At 63.4% G+C, this 18,545-nt stretch carries 18 protein-coding genes and 1 pseudogene; 9 read left to right on the plus strand and 10 right to left on the minus strand.

The features are described from left to right. The first annotated feature begins 48 nt into the window (after window positions 1-48). A pseudogene (locus tag ASE85_RS11230) lies at window positions 49-683 on the plus strand (electron transfer flavoprotein subunit beta/FixA family protein). After that, window positions 680-1,612: an electron transfer flavoprotein subunit alpha/FixB family protein gene (locus ASE85_RS11235; RefSeq protein WP_056687812.1), complete on the plus strand. Its 933-nt coding sequence runs from the start codon at window positions 680-682 to the stop codon at window positions 1,610-1,612. The pseudogene ASE85_RS11230 and the gene ASE85_RS11235 overlap by 4 nt, the downstream one beginning before the upstream one ends. Window positions 1,613-1,675: 63 nt before the next feature. Here ASE85_RS11235 and ASE85_RS11240 read toward each other — a convergent pair whose 3' ends face one another. Both ASE85_RS11240 and ASE85_RS11245 read right to left on the minus strand, forming a co-directional pair. After that, entirely contained in the window at window positions 1,676-2,023 is a 348-nt protein-coding gene (locus ASE85_RS11240; RefSeq protein WP_056687815.1) for a glycine zipper 2TM domain-containing protein, read from the minus strand. 159 nt (window positions 2,024-2,182) lie between these two features. Then, window positions 2,183-2,395: a hypothetical protein gene (locus ASE85_RS11245; protein WP_056687818.1), complete on the minus strand. Its 213-nt coding sequence runs from the start codon at window positions 2,393-2,395 to the stop codon at window positions 2,183-2,185. Between the two features lie 122 nt (window positions 2,396-2,517). Between ASE85_RS11245 and ASE85_RS11250 the strand changes: the two genes are divergently transcribed. Then, on the plus strand, window positions 2,518-3,120 hold the full coding sequence (locus tag ASE85_RS11250; protein WP_056687821.1) for a hypothetical protein: 603 nt from the start codon (window positions 2,518-2,520) through the stop codon (window positions 3,118-3,120). 7 nt (window positions 3,121-3,127) lie between these two features. On the opposite strand, the gene ASE85_RS11255 is transcribed toward ASE85_RS11250, so the two are convergent. From ASE85_RS11255 to relB, 5 genes are all read right to left on the minus strand, one after another. Beyond that, window positions 3,128-3,310 (minus strand): hypothetical protein, encoded by a 183-nt coding sequence (locus tag ASE85_RS11255; protein WP_056687824.1) that lies wholly within the window; start codon window positions 3,308-3,310, stop codon window positions 3,128-3,130. 199 nt (window positions 3,311-3,509) lie between these two features. After that, a complete protein-coding gene (locus ASE85_RS11260; RefSeq protein ID WP_056687827.1) occupies window positions 3,510-3,722 on the minus strand; it encodes a cold-shock protein in 213 nt (70 codons plus the stop codon). A 185-nt stretch (window positions 3,723-3,907) separates the two neighbouring features. Further along, window positions 3,908-4,975 carry a hypothetical protein gene (locus ASE85_RS11265; RefSeq protein WP_056687830.1) on the minus strand — a complete coding sequence of 356 codons (1,068 nt, stop codon included), beginning with the start codon at window positions 4,973-4,975 and terminating at the stop codon, window positions 3,908-3,910. 89 nt (window positions 4,976-5,064) lie between these two features. Then, the gene (locus tag ASE85_RS11270) at window positions 5,065-5,328 is read right to left on the minus strand and encodes a type II toxin-antitoxin system RelE/ParE family toxin (protein ID WP_200928339.1); all 264 of its coding nucleotides are present in this window, start codon (window positions 5,326-5,328) and stop codon (window positions 5,065-5,067) included. Beyond that, window positions 5,328-5,504, minus strand: coding sequence for a type II toxin-antitoxin system RelB family antitoxin (gene relB / locus ASE85_RS11275; protein ID WP_056687835.1), 177 nt, complete (start codon window positions 5,502-5,504; stop codon window positions 5,328-5,330). Before relB ends, ASE85_RS11270 begins: the two co-directional genes overlap by 1 nt. Before the next feature lie 203 nt (window positions 5,505-5,707). Between relB and ASE85_RS22410 the strand changes: the two genes are divergently transcribed. Beyond that, the gene (locus ASE85_RS22410) at window positions 5,708-7,060 is read left to right on the plus strand and encodes a J domain-containing protein (RefSeq protein ID WP_082462759.1); all 1,353 of its coding nucleotides are present in this window, start codon (window positions 5,708-5,710) and stop codon (window positions 7,058-7,060) included. Between the two features lie 2 nt (window positions 7,061-7,062). On the opposite strand, the gene uvrA is transcribed toward ASE85_RS22410, so the two are convergent. After that, window positions 7,063-9,981, minus strand: a complete 2,919-nt coding sequence (gene uvrA, locus ASE85_RS11285; protein WP_056687841.1) for an excinuclease ABC subunit UvrA — start codon at window positions 9,979-9,981, stop codon at window positions 7,063-7,065. Between the two features lie 292 nt (window positions 9,982-10,273). Here uvrA and ASE85_RS11290 point away from each other — a divergent pair, with 292 nt between their 5' ends. The 3 genes from ASE85_RS11290 to ASE85_RS11300 all read left to right on the plus strand — a co-directional run bounded on the left by ASE85_RS11290 (window position 10,274) and on the right by ASE85_RS11300 (window position 15,289). Then, a complete protein-coding gene (locus ASE85_RS11290; protein WP_056687845.1) occupies window positions 10,274-13,468 on the plus strand; it encodes a calcium-binding protein in 3,195 nt (1,064 codons plus the stop codon). A gap of 69 nt (window positions 13,469-13,537) precedes the next feature. After that, window positions 13,538-14,353: a phosphotransferase family protein gene (locus ASE85_RS11295; RefSeq protein ID WP_056687848.1), complete on the plus strand. Its 816-nt coding sequence runs from the start codon at window positions 13,538-13,540 to the stop codon at window positions 14,351-14,353. 591 nt (window positions 14,354-14,944) lie between these two features. Continuing rightward, window positions 14,945-15,289, plus strand: coding sequence for a UrcA family protein (locus ASE85_RS11300; RefSeq protein ID WP_056687850.1), 345 nt, complete (start codon window positions 14,945-14,947; stop codon window positions 15,287-15,289). A 68-nt stretch (window positions 15,290-15,357) separates the two neighbouring features. Here ASE85_RS11300 and ASE85_RS11305 read toward each other — a convergent pair whose 3' ends face one another. Both ASE85_RS11305 and ASE85_RS11310 read right to left on the minus strand, forming a co-directional pair. Continuing rightward, the gene (locus ASE85_RS11305) at window positions 15,358-16,119 is read right to left on the minus strand and encodes an enoyl-CoA hydratase/isomerase family protein (protein WP_056687853.1); all 762 of its coding nucleotides are present in this window, start codon (window positions 16,117-16,119) and stop codon (window positions 15,358-15,360) included. Between the two features lies 1 nt (window position 16,120). After that, window positions 16,121-16,789, minus strand: a complete 669-nt coding sequence (locus ASE85_RS11310) for an HAD family hydrolase (RefSeq protein WP_056688712.1) — start codon at window positions 16,787-16,789, stop codon at window positions 16,121-16,123. A gap of 153 nt (window positions 16,790-16,942) precedes the next feature. On the opposite strand from ASE85_RS11310, the gene glmU reads away from it, so the two are divergent. Together glmU and ASE85_RS22980 are read left to right on the plus strand one after the other, a co-directional pair. Continuing rightward, window positions 16,943-18,235: a bifunctional UDP-N-acetylglucosamine diphosphorylase/glucosamine-1-phosphate N-acetyltransferase GlmU gene (gene glmU / locus ASE85_RS11315; RefSeq protein WP_056688715.1), complete on the plus strand. Its 1,293-nt coding sequence runs from the start codon at window positions 16,943-16,945 to the stop codon at window positions 18,233-18,235. A 59-nt stretch (window positions 18,236-18,294) separates the two neighbouring features. After that, window positions 18,295-18,522 (plus strand): hypothetical protein, encoded by a 228-nt coding sequence (locus ASE85_RS22980; protein WP_156358285.1) that lies wholly within the window; start codon window positions 18,295-18,297, stop codon window positions 18,520-18,522. The last annotated feature ends 23 nt before the right edge of the window (window positions 18,523-18,545 follow it).

Consider the following 18,545-nt stretch of genomic DNA (forward strand, 5'->3'; position numbering starts at 1 on the left):
AACGGTCCGCCCGTGCTCGCATTGGCGTTTATAGAGGAGGATGTTGAGATGAAGATCCTTGTGCCCGTGAAGCGGGTGATTGACTATAATGTGAAGCCGCGGGTGAAGGCGGACGGTACGGGCGTCGATCTGGCGAACGTGAAGATGAGCGCACGGCGCTCGCCATGGGCGCGGACCGGGCGATCCTGATCCAGACCGATGACGAGGTCGAGCCGCTGGGCGTCGCCAAGCTGCTCGCCAAGGTGCAGGAAGAGGAAGGCGCAGGCCTCATCATCCTGGGCAAGCAGGCGATCGACGACGACAGCAACCAGACCGGCCAGATGCTGGCCGCGCTGCTGGGTCTGCCGCAGGGCACCTTCGCCAGCAAGGTCGAGGTCGAAGGCGACAGCGTCAACGTGACCCGCGAAGTCGACGGCGGCCTGGAGACGGTGAAGCTTTCCACCCCGGCGATCATCACCACCGACCTGCGTCTCAACGAACCGCGTTACGCTTCGCTGCCCAACATCATGAAGGCGAAGGCCAAGCCGCTGGCGAACAAGACCCCCGCCGATTATGGCGTGGACACAAGCGCCCGTCTGGAGACGCTCAAGGTGTCCGAACCGCCCAAGCGCTCGGCCGGCATCAAGGTCGCCGATGTCGATGAACTGGTGGGCAAGCTCAAGGCTCTGGGAGTGGCAGCATGACGAAGGCTCTTGTCTGGGTTGAACATGAAGGCGGCGCGGTCAAGGACGCGACGCTTTCGGCCGTGACCGCCGCAGCGAAGCTGGGCGAAGTGCATCTGCTGGTTGCGGGTCAGGGCGTCGATGGCGTCGCTGCCGCCGCCGCCAGGATCGCCGGCGTGGGCAAGGTCCATGTCGCCGACGACGCGGCCTTTGGCCATGCGTTGCCGGAAAATGTGGCGCCGCTGATCGTCGAACTGATGGGGCACCATGATGCTTTCGTCGCGCCAGCCACCAGCAATGGCAAGAATATCGCACCGCGTGTCGCTGCGCTGCTCGACGTCATGCAGATCAGCGACATCCTGTCGGTGGAGAGCGAAGACATGTTCACGCGCCCCATCTACGCCGGCAACGCCATTGCGACGGTCAAGTCGAAGGATGCCAAGAAGGTCATCACGGTGCGCGGCACCGCTTTCGAGAAGGCGCCGAGCGAGGGCGGTTCGGGCGTCGTGGAAGCTGTCGCCTCGACCGGGGACAAGGGCATTTCGTCCTTCGTCGGCGCCGAGATCGCCAAGCTGGAACGGCCGGAACTGACCAGCGCCAAGATCATCGTATCGGGCGGCCGGGCCTTGAAGGACGGTGAGACGTTCGAGGCGACCATCTTCCCGCTGGCCGACAAGCTGGGTGCGGCGGTGGGTGCTTCACGCGCTGCGGTGGATGCGGGCTATGTGCCAAACGACTATCAGGTCGGGCAGACCGGCAAGATCGTCGCGCCGGACGTCTATATCGCGGTCGGCATTTCCGGGGCGATCCAGCATCTCGCCGGCATGAAGGACAGCAAGACCATCATCGCCATCAACAAGGATGAGGATGCGCCGATCTTCCAGGTCGCAGATATCGGCCTGGTCGGCGATCTGTTCAAGATAGTGCCGGAGCTCACCGAAAAGCTGTAAGCTATCGTTACGATGTAGGAAAGGGCGCGGGGAGTGATCCTCGCGCCCTTTTTCGTTGTCGGCTTATTCGCAGTTGATGTCGTTCTTGTCGATGGCCCGACCAGCCAGCGCGCCGCCGGCACCGCCGAGGATGGTGCCGAGTGTCTTGGAACCCCCGGGAGCGATGATGTTGCCCAGCACGCCGCCAGCGATTGCGCCGACGATGGTGCCGGTGGTGCCGTCATCGCGTTTGCAATAATAGCGGCCGTCGCGGTCGCGATAGATCTGATCATTGTCGCGGATCGGACGACGATGGCCACGGCGGTCGCTCGGGCGGTCATAGCCATAACCGCCGCGGCCGCCATTGTCGGACATGCAGGCGCTGAGCGGCAGTATCGCCAGAATGGCCGCGGCCAGGATTGGTTTGCGCATGGGGTTCTCCTCTAATCTCCCTGTCGGCGGATCAACCTTTTGAAGCGCCGATGTTTCCCAAAAAGAAACCGCCCGTCGCTGCCATGAGAGGGGGGTATGGCAGCGAGCGGGCGGTGACCGGCGGCGAGCGGGGGACTGAGCCGCCGGGAGGGGAAAAGATTAGTTGGGCAGCGGGCGGTTTCCGGTGACGGACGGCGTCACCAACGGCGCAGCGGGTGTGGTCGCGGTTTCGACGCGCTGTTCGTCCAGCTTGGCCTTCGCCTCGCCATAGCGGGCGACGATGTCGTCCTTGAATTCGGTCAGCTTGCCTTCGTCGTAGAGCTTCTTGCCGACATAGCCGGCGATGGCGCCGAAGATCAGGGTGCGGATCATGGGGGTCTCCGTTGATTATGGGTTCGGGAAAGATAACCGGCCAGCCGGGAAGCGGTTCCGACGATGATTGCCTGTTTTCCGCTTTCCGCTAGTCTTGCGACGGGTTGTGGGGGAATTGCGGCATGTCGGCTTTCGATCTGGTGTTCGCGGTGTTCGGCCTGTTGCTGGGGCTGGCCGTTGCCGAAGTGCTGGGCGGATTTGCCAGGGTGCTGAAACTCAAACGGTCCGCCAAGCCGGTGCGGGTCGGTTGGCTGACGCCGCTGCTGGGCCTGTTCGTCATGCTGGACCTGACCAGTTTCTGGGGCATGGCATTCGGCATGCGGGACCAGATGGACGCCAGCTATCTGACACTGGTGGTCGTGCTGGCCATCGTCGGTGTCTATCATCTGGTGGCGTCGGTGATCTTTCCCGACGAGCCGGAGCAATGGCCCGATTTCGATGACTGGTACGACCGGCAGAACCGGCTGGTGATCGGCGGGCTGCTGGGCATCAATATCGCCACGATGGTCGTTCAGGGGGTGCTGGACAGCATCCATCCCTTGCCGGAGACGCCCGTGGGACCGGCCGGCGATATCGGGTTCCTATTCTATGCCGGGGGGGCGATGTCGCTGTTCGCGCTGCTGATCGCCCTGCTGTTCGTGCATAATCGCCGGTGGAATGTGGCGATGCTGGCGGCGCTGAACCTGATCCTGCTGAGCACCAGCATATTGGAGGATTATATCTGAAGCCCGGTCAGCCCGGATTGCCACCCCGTTCGCGCAGCGCGCGGCTGACGTCGATCTGGTCCTGGCGGCGGGCCATGGCGAGGAAAGCGGCTTCGGAGCGGAGGCAGCGGTTGCGGACATTGTCCAGCGTGGCGGCGGCGGCGTCACCATTCGCCTTGGCGGCGAGGGCGTGATAGTCGGGATTGGCCATGACTTGCGCTCCTGAGTTTTTCGCGGGCCTCGTTTTCCGGGTCGGCAGGTGCTGTCACCTGCGTAGAAAACGCTCCAGGACAAGCCGGGCGCCACGGGTGCGGCACCCGACCGGATCGCGCGCCGCGCCAGCCGATAAGCAGGCGCGGCGGACGTGAGCAGCGGGGCGGCGAACCCGAAAGTCCGCCGCCCCAGGCCGCTTATTCGGCGTGAGCGATGTTCACAGCCGCCATCTTGCCGCGACGGTCCTGCTCCAGATCATAGGAGACGCGGTCCTTTTCGCGCAGCGTGGCGAGGCCGGCGCGCTCGACGGCGCTGATGTGGACGAACGCGTCCGGGCTGCCGTCATCGGGAGCGATGAAGCCAAAGCCCTTGTCGGCGTTGAAGAATTTGACGGTGCCTACGATGGCCATGGGAAAATTTCCTTCTTTCAATGCGACGCGTCCCGTGTGGACGCACCGGGTTGCTAGAGGGGCAGGGAAAGATGGAGAGAAGGAGCCGCAAAGCGCCGAACAACCGTCGATTTGCGACTATAGCCTGACCCATATAGGGCAAGGTCCGTGAAATAGCAAATGGCGGGCCGGCAGGGCCATGAAGATCAGGCCGGTGCGGGCATGGCGGCCGCCCCGGCACCGTCCATTGCCGGTGCAATGGCCGCGCTGTCCATCCACTGCATCGTGAAACCGAAATAATCGTCGCGCGCCTGCGCCGCAGCGGCCTCATAGGGGCGGCGCCAGACTTCATGCTGGGCATCCATTTCCTCTTCCTCGTCCGGCGTCAGGTCGCGCTCATAATCGTCAATCTCGTAGATTTCGGCGCTCGCATCGCCCTTGAAACCGAGCGGCGGGGGAAAATCGGTGCGCCAGCGGGCCAGCTTTGCATTCCACCAGATGCCGCGCAGCCGGGCGGCGGCCTCTTCCGGCGGAAAATCGGAGCGGTCGGGCTTTGGTTCGGGGCGAAGTTCACACCGTTCATTGGTGACGGAGAATAGCGGTTTTTGACCGGCTGCAAGCGGCAGGCGCGCGGCGACGAACAGCGCGGCCGAGGCGCCGGAGGAGATGGCGGCGGCGACCGCCTCCACCGCCGGTTCGGGGGTGTCGGGGCGCGCCCCGTCGAGCAGTTGCGCATCGGCCATGGTCCGGGCGTGGGGCTCCTGACCGGTGCGGGGGAGGGCGAGGCCGTCCAGTTCCGCCTGCGCGATATCCTCCGGGCAGAGCATGTCGAGATAGGCGGCGAAATCCTGCGCCACGACGCGGGCGAGCGCGGCGTCGGAGCCTTCGGGAGGGCTGTCGGCCATGCGATCCAGCCGGGACAGCATCGACATGGCGCGGCGGTTGTCGTGGCGGTGGCGGGTGATTTCGTGATTGTCCGGGTCTTTGCGGATCGTTTCCTCATTGCCGGTGAGGGCGCGGGCGAGCAGATCCGTCGCGAGACGCGCGCGGGCGATCAGGATCGCCGCGTCCCAGCCGAGGCGAAAGGCCGCGCCGTCATGGCGGGTGCGCAGGGCGTAGGCGGAACGGGCGGTGATGCGCACGGCTTCGCAGGCGAGCATGATGACGCCGGACGCGGCGAGGACTTCAAGGAAGCGGCGCTGGCGCGCGGGCGACCAGCCATCGGCGCGGGATCGGGGCGCGGCGGTGGGGAGGATGGGGTCGTGAACGGACATGGGTTGGTGCCTCCGGCTTGAGGGGTTTGCCGGGAGGATGGGCAGAAAGGGGGCGTGTAGGACAGGGGAATAGGATTTTGGGGGCGGGGTCAGGGGTATTGTTGCCGAGTATGTTTGACGGCCAGTATTTCGATGCTGTCGATGCCGATGCGATAATTCGGCGTCACCAGAGCCTCGCGCGTGCCGGGAACGCGGCCGGTCCGGTGCATATAGGGATGCTGCGGCAATTGGGCGGCGGTGTCACGGATGGCCTGGCCGGTGCGCTGCGCGGCGGCAGGGTTTTGAACCTCCATAAAGTCGATGATGGCTTCAAGATCGTCCAGCGCTTCCTCAAGCCAGACGAGCGAGAGCATCAGGCTTTCTTTCGGCGATCAATGATCGCCTGCATTCGCGCCATCGCCTCGTCATGCGGAATGCGCGGGCTGTTGGACGCCATGCGCGCTTCGACCGTTGCGCGGAACCATGCGTCATAGGCATCCGCTTCCTCGGTCGTCGCGAACTCGGACTCGATGGGGGTGAGTTTGGTCATCGGGAGAGTGTAGCAGATGGGTGTGGTGGGGCCAATTGGGGTAGCGTTGGTTGGTCCGATGTGGATTAGGTTTGGTGCGATTTTCGTATTTAGTAAACTGTCACCGTAATCCGTCACCGTAATCCAGTAAGCCACACAGGATTCTGTTGCTGTGTTCGTGATTTACCGCAAAGGCTGACTTTAATCGTTACGGGGGCGACAAGATGGCGGGTGATGCAAGGGGATTTTACGCGACGCTTGAGTTAGATAGCTCGGCCTCGGCGGCAGACATCAAGAGTGCTTACCGTCGATTGGCGAAAGAATATCACCCTGATACTGGAAGGGTTCGAGACGGAGGGGCGCGTTTCCAACAGATTGGCGCGGCGTATGAAATTCTGGGCGATGCCGAAAAGCGTGCCGACTACGACAATTTATCTGAACAAGCTGATCAGGCTGACTATTCAGAAAAGCGCCGTCCCTTAAGTCCAATCCGGTGTGGAACCTGTCGACAGATCACCGCCCAACCGCGCTATATCATTTTTTGGCGCGTCATCAGCGTGGTCCTGGCAACGACACGTACACCTGTTCAAGGCATTTTTTGCTCTACCTGCGCGGCGAAGGAATCATTGAAGTCCACAGCAATCACAGGGCTTTTAGGGTGGTGGGGATTTCCTTGGGGACCAATTTGGACGGTGTTGGAGGGGGTCAAAAATCTTTTTGGCGGAGTCCAAAACAAGGAGCATGAAGAAGCTCTTCTTTGGCACAACGCTTTAGCTTTTGCCGATGCCGGTAAAGTACCGTTATCGTATGCGCTCGCCGAACGACTCTTGTCTGCGAAAAACGGGGAAATAAGAGCTGGGGCAGCCCAATTGACAACCTTCTATCGTTCTCAGGGATTTAAGCCGACAGGAACACTGAAAAATAACTGGATCAACAATCCGGCTCAATTTCTGGCTAAACTGCTGTTGCTATCTATGGTGCCGGTCGCTTTGACCGCTGCAATTATGTACTCGGATCGCTCATCTCCTGAGGCATCTTATGGCGTCGCGAGCGACCTATCAGAAGCATATCGTGAGCCAACTGCAAATTCTTTGGAAGCTCCAGCAGATGACTACAATGCTTCTGAACCTGCCACGCCAACGTGCACCCGCAAAGTGGAAAACGGCAAAATATTGGTCGGTGCCAAGCGCTTAGGCGAAGACGGGCATATATTACAGATCAGTAATGGTTCAAGCGGCGACGCTATAGTGAAGGTGCGTAGTACCGATACTGGTAACCTACTCGCTTCCTTTTTTGTTAAACAAAATAGTGAATCTCAGCTTTCTGGAATACCAGATGGTTCCTACAAAATTCAGTATGCCATCGGAACGCAACTAGCCGAGAACTGCAAATCGTTTACTGGAATGTCTGCTGTAAATGAGTTTCCAAACCCCGAATCATTGACAACAACAAGTGAAGAGACATTTGAAGGCACGCTGGTTAAACGGAAGCGGCTTTCATACACTCTATATGCAGTGCCGGGCGGAGACGTCGCTCCAACGTCCATAAGTCCCGAAGAGTTTGAGAGCGGAACTTAGCGTTACTCCGCCGCCACACTCTCCAACCCCAGCAACGGCGCGAGATAGTGCCCCGTAAATGACCGCGGCTCCTTTGCGACCTGTTCGGGGGTGCCGACAGCGACGATCTCTCCCCCTTTTACCCCACCCTCTGGACCGAGATCGATTATGTAATCCGCGGTCTTGATGACGTCGAGATTATGTTCGATCACGACCACGCTATTGCCTTGCTCCACCAGCGCGTGGAGGACTTCGAGCAGTTTGCGGACATCCTCGAAATGCAGGCCGGTGGTGGGTTCGTCCAGGATGTAGAGGGTCTGGCCGGTGGCGCGGCGGCTCAGTTCCTTGGCGAGTTTGACGCGCTGGGCTTCGCCGCCGGACAGGGTCGTGGCCTGCTGGCCGACCTTGATATAGCCAAGGCCCACTTCGGCGAGCATCGCCATCTTGTCGCGGATGGGGGGGACGGCCTTGAAGAATTCGACCGCGTCCTCGACCGTCATGTCGAGCACGTCGGCGATCGAGTGGCCCTTGAACTTCACCTCCAGCGTTTCGCGATTGTAGCGCGCGCCGTGGCAGACGTCGCACTCCACATAGACGTCGGGGAGGAAGTGCATCTCGATCTTGAGCACGCCATCGCCCTGACAGGCTTCGCAGCGGCCGCCCTTGACGTTGAAGCTGAAGCGGCCGGGCTTGTAGCCGCGCGCCTGCGCTTCGGGGAGGCCCGCGAACCAGTCGCGGATGTTGGTGAAGGCGCCGGTATAGGTCGCCGGGTTGGAGCGCGGGGTGCGGCCGATGGGCGACTGGTCGATGTCGATCACCTTGTCGCAATGTTCCAGGCCCGTCACCTTGTCATGCGCGCCGGCAATGATGCGCGCGCCGTTGAGGGCGCGGGCGGACGCGGCGTAGAGCGTGTCGATGGTGAAGCTGGACTTGCCGGAGCCGCTGACGCCGGTGATGCAGGTGAAGGTGCCGAGCGGGATCGACGCGGTGACGCCGGTGAGGTTGTTGGCGCGGGCGTTGTGGACGGTCAGCTTCTTGCCATTGCCCTTGCGGCGCTTGGCCGGGACTTCGATGCGGCGGGTGCCGTTCAGATAGGCGGCGGTCAGGCTGTCCTTGTTCTTGAGGATCTGCTTGAGCGTGCCCTGTGCGACGATGGTGCCGCCATGGACGCCCGCGCCCGGTCCCATGTCCACGATATAGTCGGCGTGGCGGATCGCATCCTCGTCATGCTCCACGACGATGACGCTGTTGCCCAGGTCGCGCAGGCGCTTGAGGGTGACGAGCAGGCGGTCGTTGTCGCGCTGATGCAGGCCGATCGAGGGTTCGTCCAGGACGTAGAGGACGCCGGACAGACCGCTGCCGATTTGCGACGCCAGGCGGATGCGTTGGCTTTCGCCGCCGGAGAGCGTGCCGCTGGTGCGGTCGAGGTTCAGATAGTCCAGGCCGACATTGTTGAGGAAGCCGAGGCGCTCCACGATTTCCTTGAGGATGGCTTTCGCGATCTGCTGCTGCTGGTCGTTCAGATGATCGGGCAGGGTGGTGAAGAAGGCGAGCGCGTCCACCACCGAGCGGCGGGTGGAGACGGAGATGTCCTCGCCCGCGATCTTGACGGCCAGCGCTTCGGGTTTGAGGCGCGCGCCGTGGCAGGTCTCGCAGGGCATGGCGGTCTGGTATTTGGCCAGTTCCTCGCGCATCCAGGCGGAGTCCGTTTGCAGCAGGCGGCGGTTGAGGTTGCCGATGACGCCCTCGAACGCTTTCTTGACCTCGTAGCTTTTCTTGCCGTCCTGAAAGCGCAGGGTGACGGGCTTGCCGCCGGTGCCGTGGAGGATGATGAGCTTCACTTCGCCCGGCAGGTCGGTCCATGGCGTGTCGAGGGAGAAGCCGAATTCCTTGGCGAGGGAACCCAGCACCTGCATATAATAGGGGCTGGGCGGGTTGGATTTGGCCCAGGGGACGACGGCGCCCTTCTTGATGGTGAGCGCTTCGTTGGGGACGACGAGGTCGGGGTCGAACTCCTGCCGTTCGCCCAGGCCGTCGCAGGCGGGGCAGGCGCCCAGAGGGGCGTTGAAGGAGAAGAGGCGCGGTTCGATGTCGGGAATGGTGAAGCCGCTGACCGGGCAGGCGAATTTCTCGCTGAAGACGATGCGGTTCAGGGGGATGCCCGCGCCCTTCATCTTCTTGTCGGTGGACTGCACTTCGCCTTCGCGGCCGGGGACGATGCCGTCGGCAAGGTCGACATAGGCGAGGCCGTCGGCGAGCTTGAGCGCCTGCTCGAAACTGTCGGCGAGGCGCGTGCCCATGTCCGGCTCTACGGCGAGGCGATCGACCACGACTTCGATATCATGCTTGTATTTCTTGTCGAGGGCGGGGGCGTCCTCGATCAGCATCATCTCGCCGTCGATGCGGACGCGGGTGTAGCCCGCCTTCTGCCACTCCGCCAGTTCCTTGCGATATTCGCCCTTCCGCCCGCGCACCACGGGGGCGAGCAGGTAGAATCGGGTGCCTTCTGGCAGGAGCGCGACGCGGTCGACCATCTGCGACACCGTCTGCGCGCTGATGGGCAGGCCGGTCGCGGGGCTGTAGGGGATGCCGACGCGCGCCCACAGGAGCCGCATATAGTCGTAGATTTCCGTGACCGTGGCGACGGTGGAGCGCGGGTTGCGGCTGGTGGTCTTCTGCTCGATGGAGATGGCGGGGGACAGGCCCTCGATATGCTCGACATCGGGCTTCTGCATCATCTCCAGAAACTGGCGCGCATAGGCGGAGAGCGATTCCACATAGCGGCGCTGACCCTCCGCATAGATGGTGTCGAAGGCGAGGGAGGATTTGCCGGAACCGGACAGGCCGGTGATGACGACGAGGGCGTCGCGGGGCAGATCGACGTCGACGCCCTTGAGGTTATGCTCGCGCGCGCCGCGGACGGAGATGTGGGTGAGACTCATGGGGGCCGTTCTATAAATGTTCCAGGCTTAATGCCAGTGTGGAAATAGGAACCGGGTTGGCGAACCTCAACAGGTGGCGGGCGTCGCGGCCATCATCCGGAGTGATGGGCCGGCCGCGGCGGATTTTGTCGTGCTGTAATTCTCGTGAGGCGGTCAGCGTTAGGCGCTTTGCCATCCTTTGTTTCCCCGCCCGTCAGGTCGCGCACATGATGATCGTGATAATTGCTGTCATGTATAAGTCGTTGACGAAATTTCCGAATTCCGCCAGTCATCAAGTCAACAGGGGGATATTATGGCAAATTTTTCGGGGACTTCGGGCAACGACATCTTTACTGGCGGTGATGAGGACGATGTTGCGACCGGCGGGCTGGGCAACGACCGGCTGACCGGTGGTGAAGGCAGTGACATATTGAGCGGGGACGAAGGCGCCGACACGCTCAATGGCGGTGGCGGGGACGATTATCTCTTTTCGGCCGGCCGCTATTATGACTTCTCCTTTTCCGGCATCTATTATCTCAACAAGCCGGTGCTGGACACAGGCGCAGAAGCCGACACGGTCTTGGGTGGCAACGGAGACGACGTGATCTTCGCCGGCTATAATGATGTGATTGATGGCGGTGCGGGCGGGGAAGACACGCTCTACTTCAGCCTGATGGGTGCGACGCACGGTGTGACGATGGATTTCCGTCTGCCGGTGATCGCGAACGGCACGGGCAGCATCAGCGGGATCGAGAATATCGGCTGGGTGCAGGGCAGCAATTATGGCGACACTCTCATCCTCGACCAGCAGGGGAGTTACGGCCCCTTCGGCGTGGTCTATGCCATGGGTGGTGACGATCATGTCGTGGCCTCCTATTATACCGATCATATCTATGGCGGCGGAGGGAACGACATATTGGACGGGCGTCCGTCGGGCTATCTGGACATCCTGGATGGCGGCGACGGCAACGACACGCTTTATAGTAACGATGGTTCCGGCGAAGCCTATGGCGGCAATGGCGACGACACCATCTATGCCGGCGGGCTGGTCCGTGGCGGTGCTGGCAACGACCGGATCGTCATGCAAAGCAGCTATTATCATAGCGGTGTCTTTGGTGATGAAGGCAATGACGAGATCCGGACCTCGCGGGAAGGCAATGTCGTGTCGGGTGGGAGCGGAGCCGACCGCCTGATCGGCGATGCGGGATCGGACACGTTGATCGCCGGCGATTATTTGCCCGGCCCCTATTATGTCGGATCACATGACATGGGCACGGAACGCGACGTCCTGTCGGGTGACGGCGGCGACGACATATTGTGGGCCGGTTGGGGCGACAGTGTCGATGGCGGCAGCGGCACCGACCGGCTTTATTATTCACTGGGCGGCGCGACCGCAGGAGTTGCCCTGTCCACCGGCATTTTTGCTAGCGCCAGCCCGCAGGCTCTGGGCGGCGGTACGGTGCAGAACGTCGAGCGGCTGGTCGAGCTGATGGGCAGCGCCTTTGCCGACCGGATCACCGTGGCGACGCAGGACAGCCTGCTCACCATCCATGCCGGCGCAGGCGACGATGTCGTCACCACGGGCGACAGTTCGGTGACGCTGAATGGCGGTGACGGCAATGACCGGCTGGTCAGTGGCGCGGCCGCCGACAGCTTTGACGGCGGTGCGGGTGTCGATACGATCGACTATGACGCCTATGCTTCGGGTGTGTCGGTCAATCTGCTCGTCGGCAAAGGCGCGGGGGGCGACAGCCTGCGCAATGTCGAGAATATCGTCGGATCAGCCTTTGCCGACACGTTGGTGGGCGACGGGTCCGCCAACCTCATCACCGCAGGCGCAGGCAATGATAGTCTTGACGGAGGCGCGGGGGCGGACCGGCTGGTCGGCGGGCTGGGCAACGACACCTATTATGTCGACAATGTTGGCGATGTCGTGGTGGAGCAGGCGGGTGAGGGCTATGATGTGGTCATCACCAACATCGACTATACGCTGGGCGCGAATGTCGAGGGGATCAAGCTGCTGAACCTCACCAAGGGCGTCGAGGTGCATGGCAATGGGCTGAACAATTCGGTCAACGCCGCCTATGCGAGCGCGCCGCTGGCGGCGGGGACGCAGATACGCATGTTCGGCGAGGGCGGCGATGATACGCTGCTGGGATCGCGCCATGACGATTATCTGGATGGCGGCACGGGCGTCGACACCATGACCGGCGGGCTGGGCAACGACAGCTATGTGGTGGACGATGCCCGCGATGTCGTGGTCGAGCAGGCCGGGCAGGGCTATGACGTGGTCATCACCAGCATCGACTATACGCTGGGCGCGAATGTCGAGGGGATCAAGCTGCTGAACGTGACGCGCGGCGTGGAGGTGCATGGCAATAGCCTCAACAACTCGTTCAATGCAGCCTATGTGGGGGCGTCGCTGGCGGCGGGGACGCAGATACGCATGTTCGGCGAGGGCGGCAATGATACGCTGCTGGGGTCGCGCCATGGCGATTATCTGGACGGCGGTGCGGGCATCGACACGATGACCGGTGGGTTCGGTAACGACACCTATGTGGTCGACAATAAGGGCGATGTCGTGGTGGAGCAGGCCGGGCAGGGCTATGACGTGGTCATCACCAATATCGATTACACGCTGGGCGCGAATGTCGAGGGGATCAAGCTGCTCAATCTGACGCGCGGCGTGGAGGTGCATGGCAATGGGCTCAACAACTCGCTGAACGCCGCCTATGCCAATGGGCCGCTGGCGGCGGGTACGAAGATCCAGATGTTCGGCGAAGGCGGCAACGACACGCTGCTGGGGTCGCGCAACGACGATTATCTGGATGGGGGCACCGGCGTCGACACGATGACCGGCGGATTTGGCAACGACACCTATGTCGTGGACAATGCCGGCGACATCGTGGTCGAGCAGGGCGGTCAGGGTTACGACGTCGTCGTCACCAGCATCGACTATATGCTGGGCGCGAATGTCGAGGGGCTGAAGCTGCTCAACCTGACCAAGGGTGTCGAAGCGCATGGCAATGGGCTGAACAACTCGCTGAACGCGGCTTATGTGAATACGCCGCTGGCAGCGGGCACGACGATCCGGCTGTTCGGCGAGGGGGGTAGCGACAGCCTGCTGGGGTCGCGTTATGGCGATTTCCTGGATGGCGGGGCGGGCAACGACACGCTTCAGGGCGGGGGCGGCAATGACCGCTTCCATTTTGGCGATGGGCTGCATGCGCTGAGCAATGTCGATACGATCCTGGATTTCCAGCTTGGCGATATGATCGAACTGGACGATGCGGTGTTCAACGGGCTGTCGACCGGCGCGCTGGGGGCGGGTGCTTTCGTCGCCAATGCGGCGGGCGCGGCGACGAGCGCGGAGCAGCGGATCGTGTACGACACGGACAGCGGGCAGTTGTTCTTCGACGCGGACGGATCGGGCGCGGGCGGCGCGGTGCTGTTTGCGGTGCTGAACGGCCATCCGGCGATCGGCGCGGCGGATTTCGTCGTGGTGTGAGGATCGGCCTGGCCAGCCTGTCATGAAAGAGGCTGGCCAAGTCGGCCGTGCTGGGGCAAGGCGACGGGCATGACCCTGCCCGATCCGTCCGATTTCGTTGCTGCCGGGCAAAGTGCCGAGGTGTTCCGGCTGGATGGCGGGCGCGTGCTCAAGCTGTTCCATGACGGCGTCGATCCCGGCATCGTGGAGCGCGAATATGGGTTGATGCAGGCGATCCAGGCGACCGACCTGCCGGTGGCGCGGGCGCTGGATCTGCGCGAGGCGGGCGGGCGACCGGGCATCGTCTATACGCGGATGGAGGGGCCGGATTTGCTGGCCTATCTGCGCGAGAAGCCGTGGCGCTGGCGCTGGGCGCTCACGCAGATGGCGCGGTTGCAGGCGCATATCCAGGCGCAACATCTGCCGGCGCTGCGCAGCCGGAAGGCATTGCTGGCCGAGGATATAGAGGCGGCGCCGATCGGCGAGACGCTGCGCGCGGCGGCGATCGAGCGGCTGGAGCAACTGATCGAAGGCGATGCGCTGTCGCATGGCGACCTGCACCCCGCCAATCTGATCGTGACGCCTGACGGGCTGGCCGTGATCGACTGGTCGCGCGCGGCGCAGGCGGCGGCGCCGACCGACGTGGTGCGCAGCGAGATGCTGATGCGCTTTGGCCCCGGTCAGGCCGGCCGCTGGTGGGAGGAGCAGATACGCGACCAGGCGGCGGCTTATTATATCAAGCGCTATCGCGCCTTGACCGACATGGAGCCGGAGGCGCTGGCGGCGTGGCGGCCGCTGGTGGCGCTGGCGTGGACAAGGCACCGGTTGCCGGCGCGCGACGATGGCTTTGCGCTGTATCTGGCGGATGCGCTGGTCGCGGCCGGATTGCCGCCGGTCGACGCCTGACCCCCGGCACCCCCGATCACTTGGGCATGTCGTTGGTGGGGCGATGAGCGCCGTTCGTCCCCCGGCCATGCCGCCGGGCGCTGCGCATGGGCGGATCATCGAACCAGCCGGGAACGTCATCATCCTGTCGCTATGATGGCGGCATAGGGCGAGCGCGGGTTGCACCCGTTAAGCGACGGTTCAGTCCGAATGGCGTCGTTTCCCTCTCATACAGTTTATCCTGATCCGGAGTGCCCGACAGCATCTGGATACGCCCCCGGCATCCCTTGCGCCGGGGGCGTTTTCATGTCCGCGCGATTCGCGGATTTCCCCTACGGAAATGTCGTTTGCAGAAGGGGCGGATGTCGTTCGTCCCGCCGTTCGTCCGCGCCTGTCTGCGCTTGGTCGGCTGTCCGGTCGTTGGCCGATGGAGCGCGTTGCCGGGTCGAAGCGGGCGGGCGTCGCGCGGATCGCAGGCGTAACACAATGAGGCGAACGGGACAGGGGCCGACCCCTGAAAGACCTTCCGGCTCCGCCCGTTCGCACCCCGGCGCGCCGCGCAGCCCCCTTTGGCGGCGGGCCGGCCACAACAGAATTCGAGGAGATAGTCCCATGTTCGTTTCGACCAAAATCGCCGCCGCCCTTGCCTCCGTCGCTTTGCTGGCCAGTGCCGGCGCAGCATCGGCGCAGGAGTTCCAGTCCAACGGCCGCACCACCGGCGTCTATCATGGCGACCTGGACCTGACGAAGCCGGGCCAGCAGCAGCAGTTGCGCAGCCGCATCGCCCGCGCCGCCAACCGTGTCTGCTCCTCCATGGACCTGCAAGCGCAGATGAGCTGCAAGGCCAAGGCGATCGCCCATGTCGAAGCGCCGATCAGCGCTGCCATCGCCCGCGCCGAAACCGGCGAGCGTTATGCCGATGCCGGCAAGAGCGTGCGCCCGGTGGTGGGGAACTGATCCGCGCGGTTCGTGTGGCTGGTTCAGCGATAAGGCCCGGTTTACGCCGGGCCTTTTTGCGTGGGGTGTCAGAAATCGGGGCGGCGTTTGGCGCGGAAGGCGGCGACGCCCTCGGCGAAGTCGGGCAGGGTGAAGGCGTCGCGGAACAGGGCCAGCGTGGTGGCGTCGTCGTCCGGCTGGCCGTCGAGGATGCGGCGGATGATCGCCTTGGACGCGCGGACGCTGTGCTGGGCGTTGGCGGCGATGGTGCGGGCGAGCGTGTCGGCCGCGGTCAGGGGATCGGGCGCGATCTCTTCGATCAGGCCGATCGCCAGCGCTTCGTCGGCGGTGTGGAGCGCGCCGGTGAAGAGGATGCGTTTGGCGCGGGCCGGGCCGACCAGGTCGACCAGCAATTTCGTGTCGAACAGCGAATAGACGATGCCGAGTTTGGCGGGCGTGATGCCAAGGCGCGCGGCGGGCGATGCGATGCGCAGGTCGCAGGCGATGGCAAGGCCGCAGCCACCCCCGATACAATCGCCGTCGATCGCGGCGATGACCGGCTTTTCGGCATGGGCCAGCGCATATTGGCTGGCCCGGATCGCGGCCTGATTGGCGACGCGCCAGTCTTCGCCCGCAGAGCAGGCGGCAAATTCGTGGATGTCGGCGCCCGCGCAGAAGAGGCCGGGGGTGGCGGAGGCGAGGATCAGGACGCGGATGGCGTCATCCGCCATGGCCTGGCCGACGAGGTGGGGGAGTTGCTCCCACATGGCCTGGGTCATGGCGTTGCGCCGGTCGGGCCGGTCGATCAGCAGCCGGGCGACGGGGCCTTCCTGTTCCAGCCGCAGGTGCATGTCAGGCGGGCCAGCGTTGCAGCAGTGGAACCAGTTCGTCGAAATGCTGGATGACGGCGTCCGCCTCCAGATTTTCCACGGGACCGTCGAGGAAGCCGAAGCCGACCGCGATATTGGCGATGCCGGCATTTTTCGCGCCGGCGATGTCGTTGATCGTGTCGCCGACGAAGATGGTGCGGCCGCCGCCCGCGCGTTCGATCATGGCATGGATCGGGGCAGGATCGGGCTTGGCCACGCCGACCGTGTCGCCGCCGACGATGGCGGCGAAGCGGTCCGACAGGCCGATCTGGTGCATCAGGGGGATGGTGAAGCGTTCCGCCTTGTTGGTGCAGATGGCGAGTGTGACGCCCGCGTCGGTGAGCGCATCCATCGCGTCCAGCAGGCCGGGATAGGGTATGGAGTGGATGGCGAGATTCTGCTCATAATAGTCGAGCAGGATCGGGAGCAGGGTGGCCAGCGTTTCTGCGTCATAGCCGCCCGATGCGTCGAGCGCGCGTTCCAGCATCACCTTTGCGCCCTTGCCGACGAAGGGATGGATCGCCGCGACGGGAAAGGGCGGGCGGCCGATCGTGCCGATCGCATGGTTGACGGCGGCGGCGAGGTCGCCGCTGGTGTCGAAAAGGGTGCCGTCCAGGTCGAAGCCGACGATGTCGAAAGGGATGCTGCTCATGGCGCCAGCCATGCCGCCTGCGCGGTGGCAAAGGCAAGGCAAACATGGCAGAGAGCGGACAAGTCCAAAGCTTTTGCCGGGAAAATCATCGTGACCAGTTCCGCCAGCCGCCCGCTCGCCGTCATCATCCTTGCCGCCGGGCAGGGGACGCGGATGAGATCGTCGCTCCACAAGGTGCTGCATCCGATCGCGGGGCGATCCATGCTGCTGCATCTGCTGGCGAGCGTGGAGGAACTGGCGCCCGAGCGGCAGGTGGTGGTCGTGGGCGCGGGGCGCGAACAGGTGGAGAAGGCGGTGGCCGGCACCGGGGCGATCGTCGCGGTGCAGGAGCAGCAACTGGGCACCGGTCATGCGGTGAGCCAAGCGCATGATGCGCTGGCCGGGTTCGCGGGCGATGTGCTGATCCTCTATGGCGACGTGCCGCTGGTGAGCGCGGCGACGATGCGCGCGATGCTGGATCGGCTGAACCGGGGCGACGAGCCGCGCGCGGTGGTGCTGGGCTTCCGCCCCGACGAAGCGGCGGCCTATGGCCGGATCATCGCCGACGGGCAGGGCATCATCGAGAAGATGGTCGAGTATAAGGACGCCAGCGAGGCCGAGCGGGCGGTGACGCTGTGCAACAGCGGGTTGATGGCGGTGCGATCGACCGACCTGTTCGTGCTGCTGGACCAGATCGGCAACAATAATGCGGCGGGCGAATATTATCTGCCCGATATCGTGATGCTGCCCGGCGGAGCGAGCGCCGTCATCGAGACGGAAGCGTGGGAAGTGGCGGGGGTGAACAGTCGGGCCGAACTGGCGGGGGTCGAAGCGGTATGGCAGGCGCGCCGCCGGGCCGATGCGATGCGCGACGGTGTGACTTTGGTGGCGCCGGAGACGGTGTTCTTTGCGCATGACACCGTGCTGGGGCGCGATGTGGTGGTGGAGCCGAATGTGGTGTTCGGGCCGGGCGTGCGCGTGGCGGACGATGTCGTGATCCACGCCTTTTCGCATCTGGAGGGGGCTACGATCGCGCGTGGCGCGGATATCGGTCCCTATGCGCGGTTGCGGCCCGGCGCGGAGATTGGCGTGAAGGCCAAGGTCGGCAATTTCGTGGAGATCAAGCAGGCCGTGCTGGGCGAGGGGGCGAAGGTCAATCACTTGTCCTATATCGGCGATGCCAGCGTGGGGGCGGGCGCGAATATCGGCGCGGGGACGATCACCTGCAATTATGACGGCTTCTTCAAATATCGGACGGAGATTGGCGCGGGGGCGTTTGTCGGGTCGAACAGTGCGCTGGTGGCGCCGGCGACGATCGGTGCGGGCGCGATCGTGGCGGCGGGCAGCGTGGTGACGAAGCCGGTCGAGGCGGATGCGCTGTGCCTGGTGCGGCCGGAACAGATCGGCAAGACCGGATGGGCCGCGCGGTTCCGGGAGCGGATGGCGGCGGCGAAGGTGGGGAAGTGAGGGAGCAATCAGCGGCGTGAGGCTGATCGTTGCATTTCAGGAAAGTGGAGGACCGCTCAGTGAATGATGATCTCGCTTTGATAATATCCGGAACCTGTATCAAGGCAGCTCGGGACATTGGGGACTTGGCGCGATTAATTCCTGAAGACGGGAAAGACCTGAAAATCGCGATTGCATCCGCTGTTCATGAAATTCATGCCAATATTATCGATCTGATATTCGCTGAAGCTCCTGCAATGAAGGAGGATATGGCGAGGAGATTGGCGATATATGATCGTTGCATATGATAAGCGGTCGTGACTTGAAGGAA

The organism is Sphingobium sp. Leaf26 (assembly GCF_001421665.1).
Lineage (GTDB): Bacteria > Pseudomonadota > Alphaproteobacteria > Sphingomonadales > Sphingomonadaceae > Sphingobium.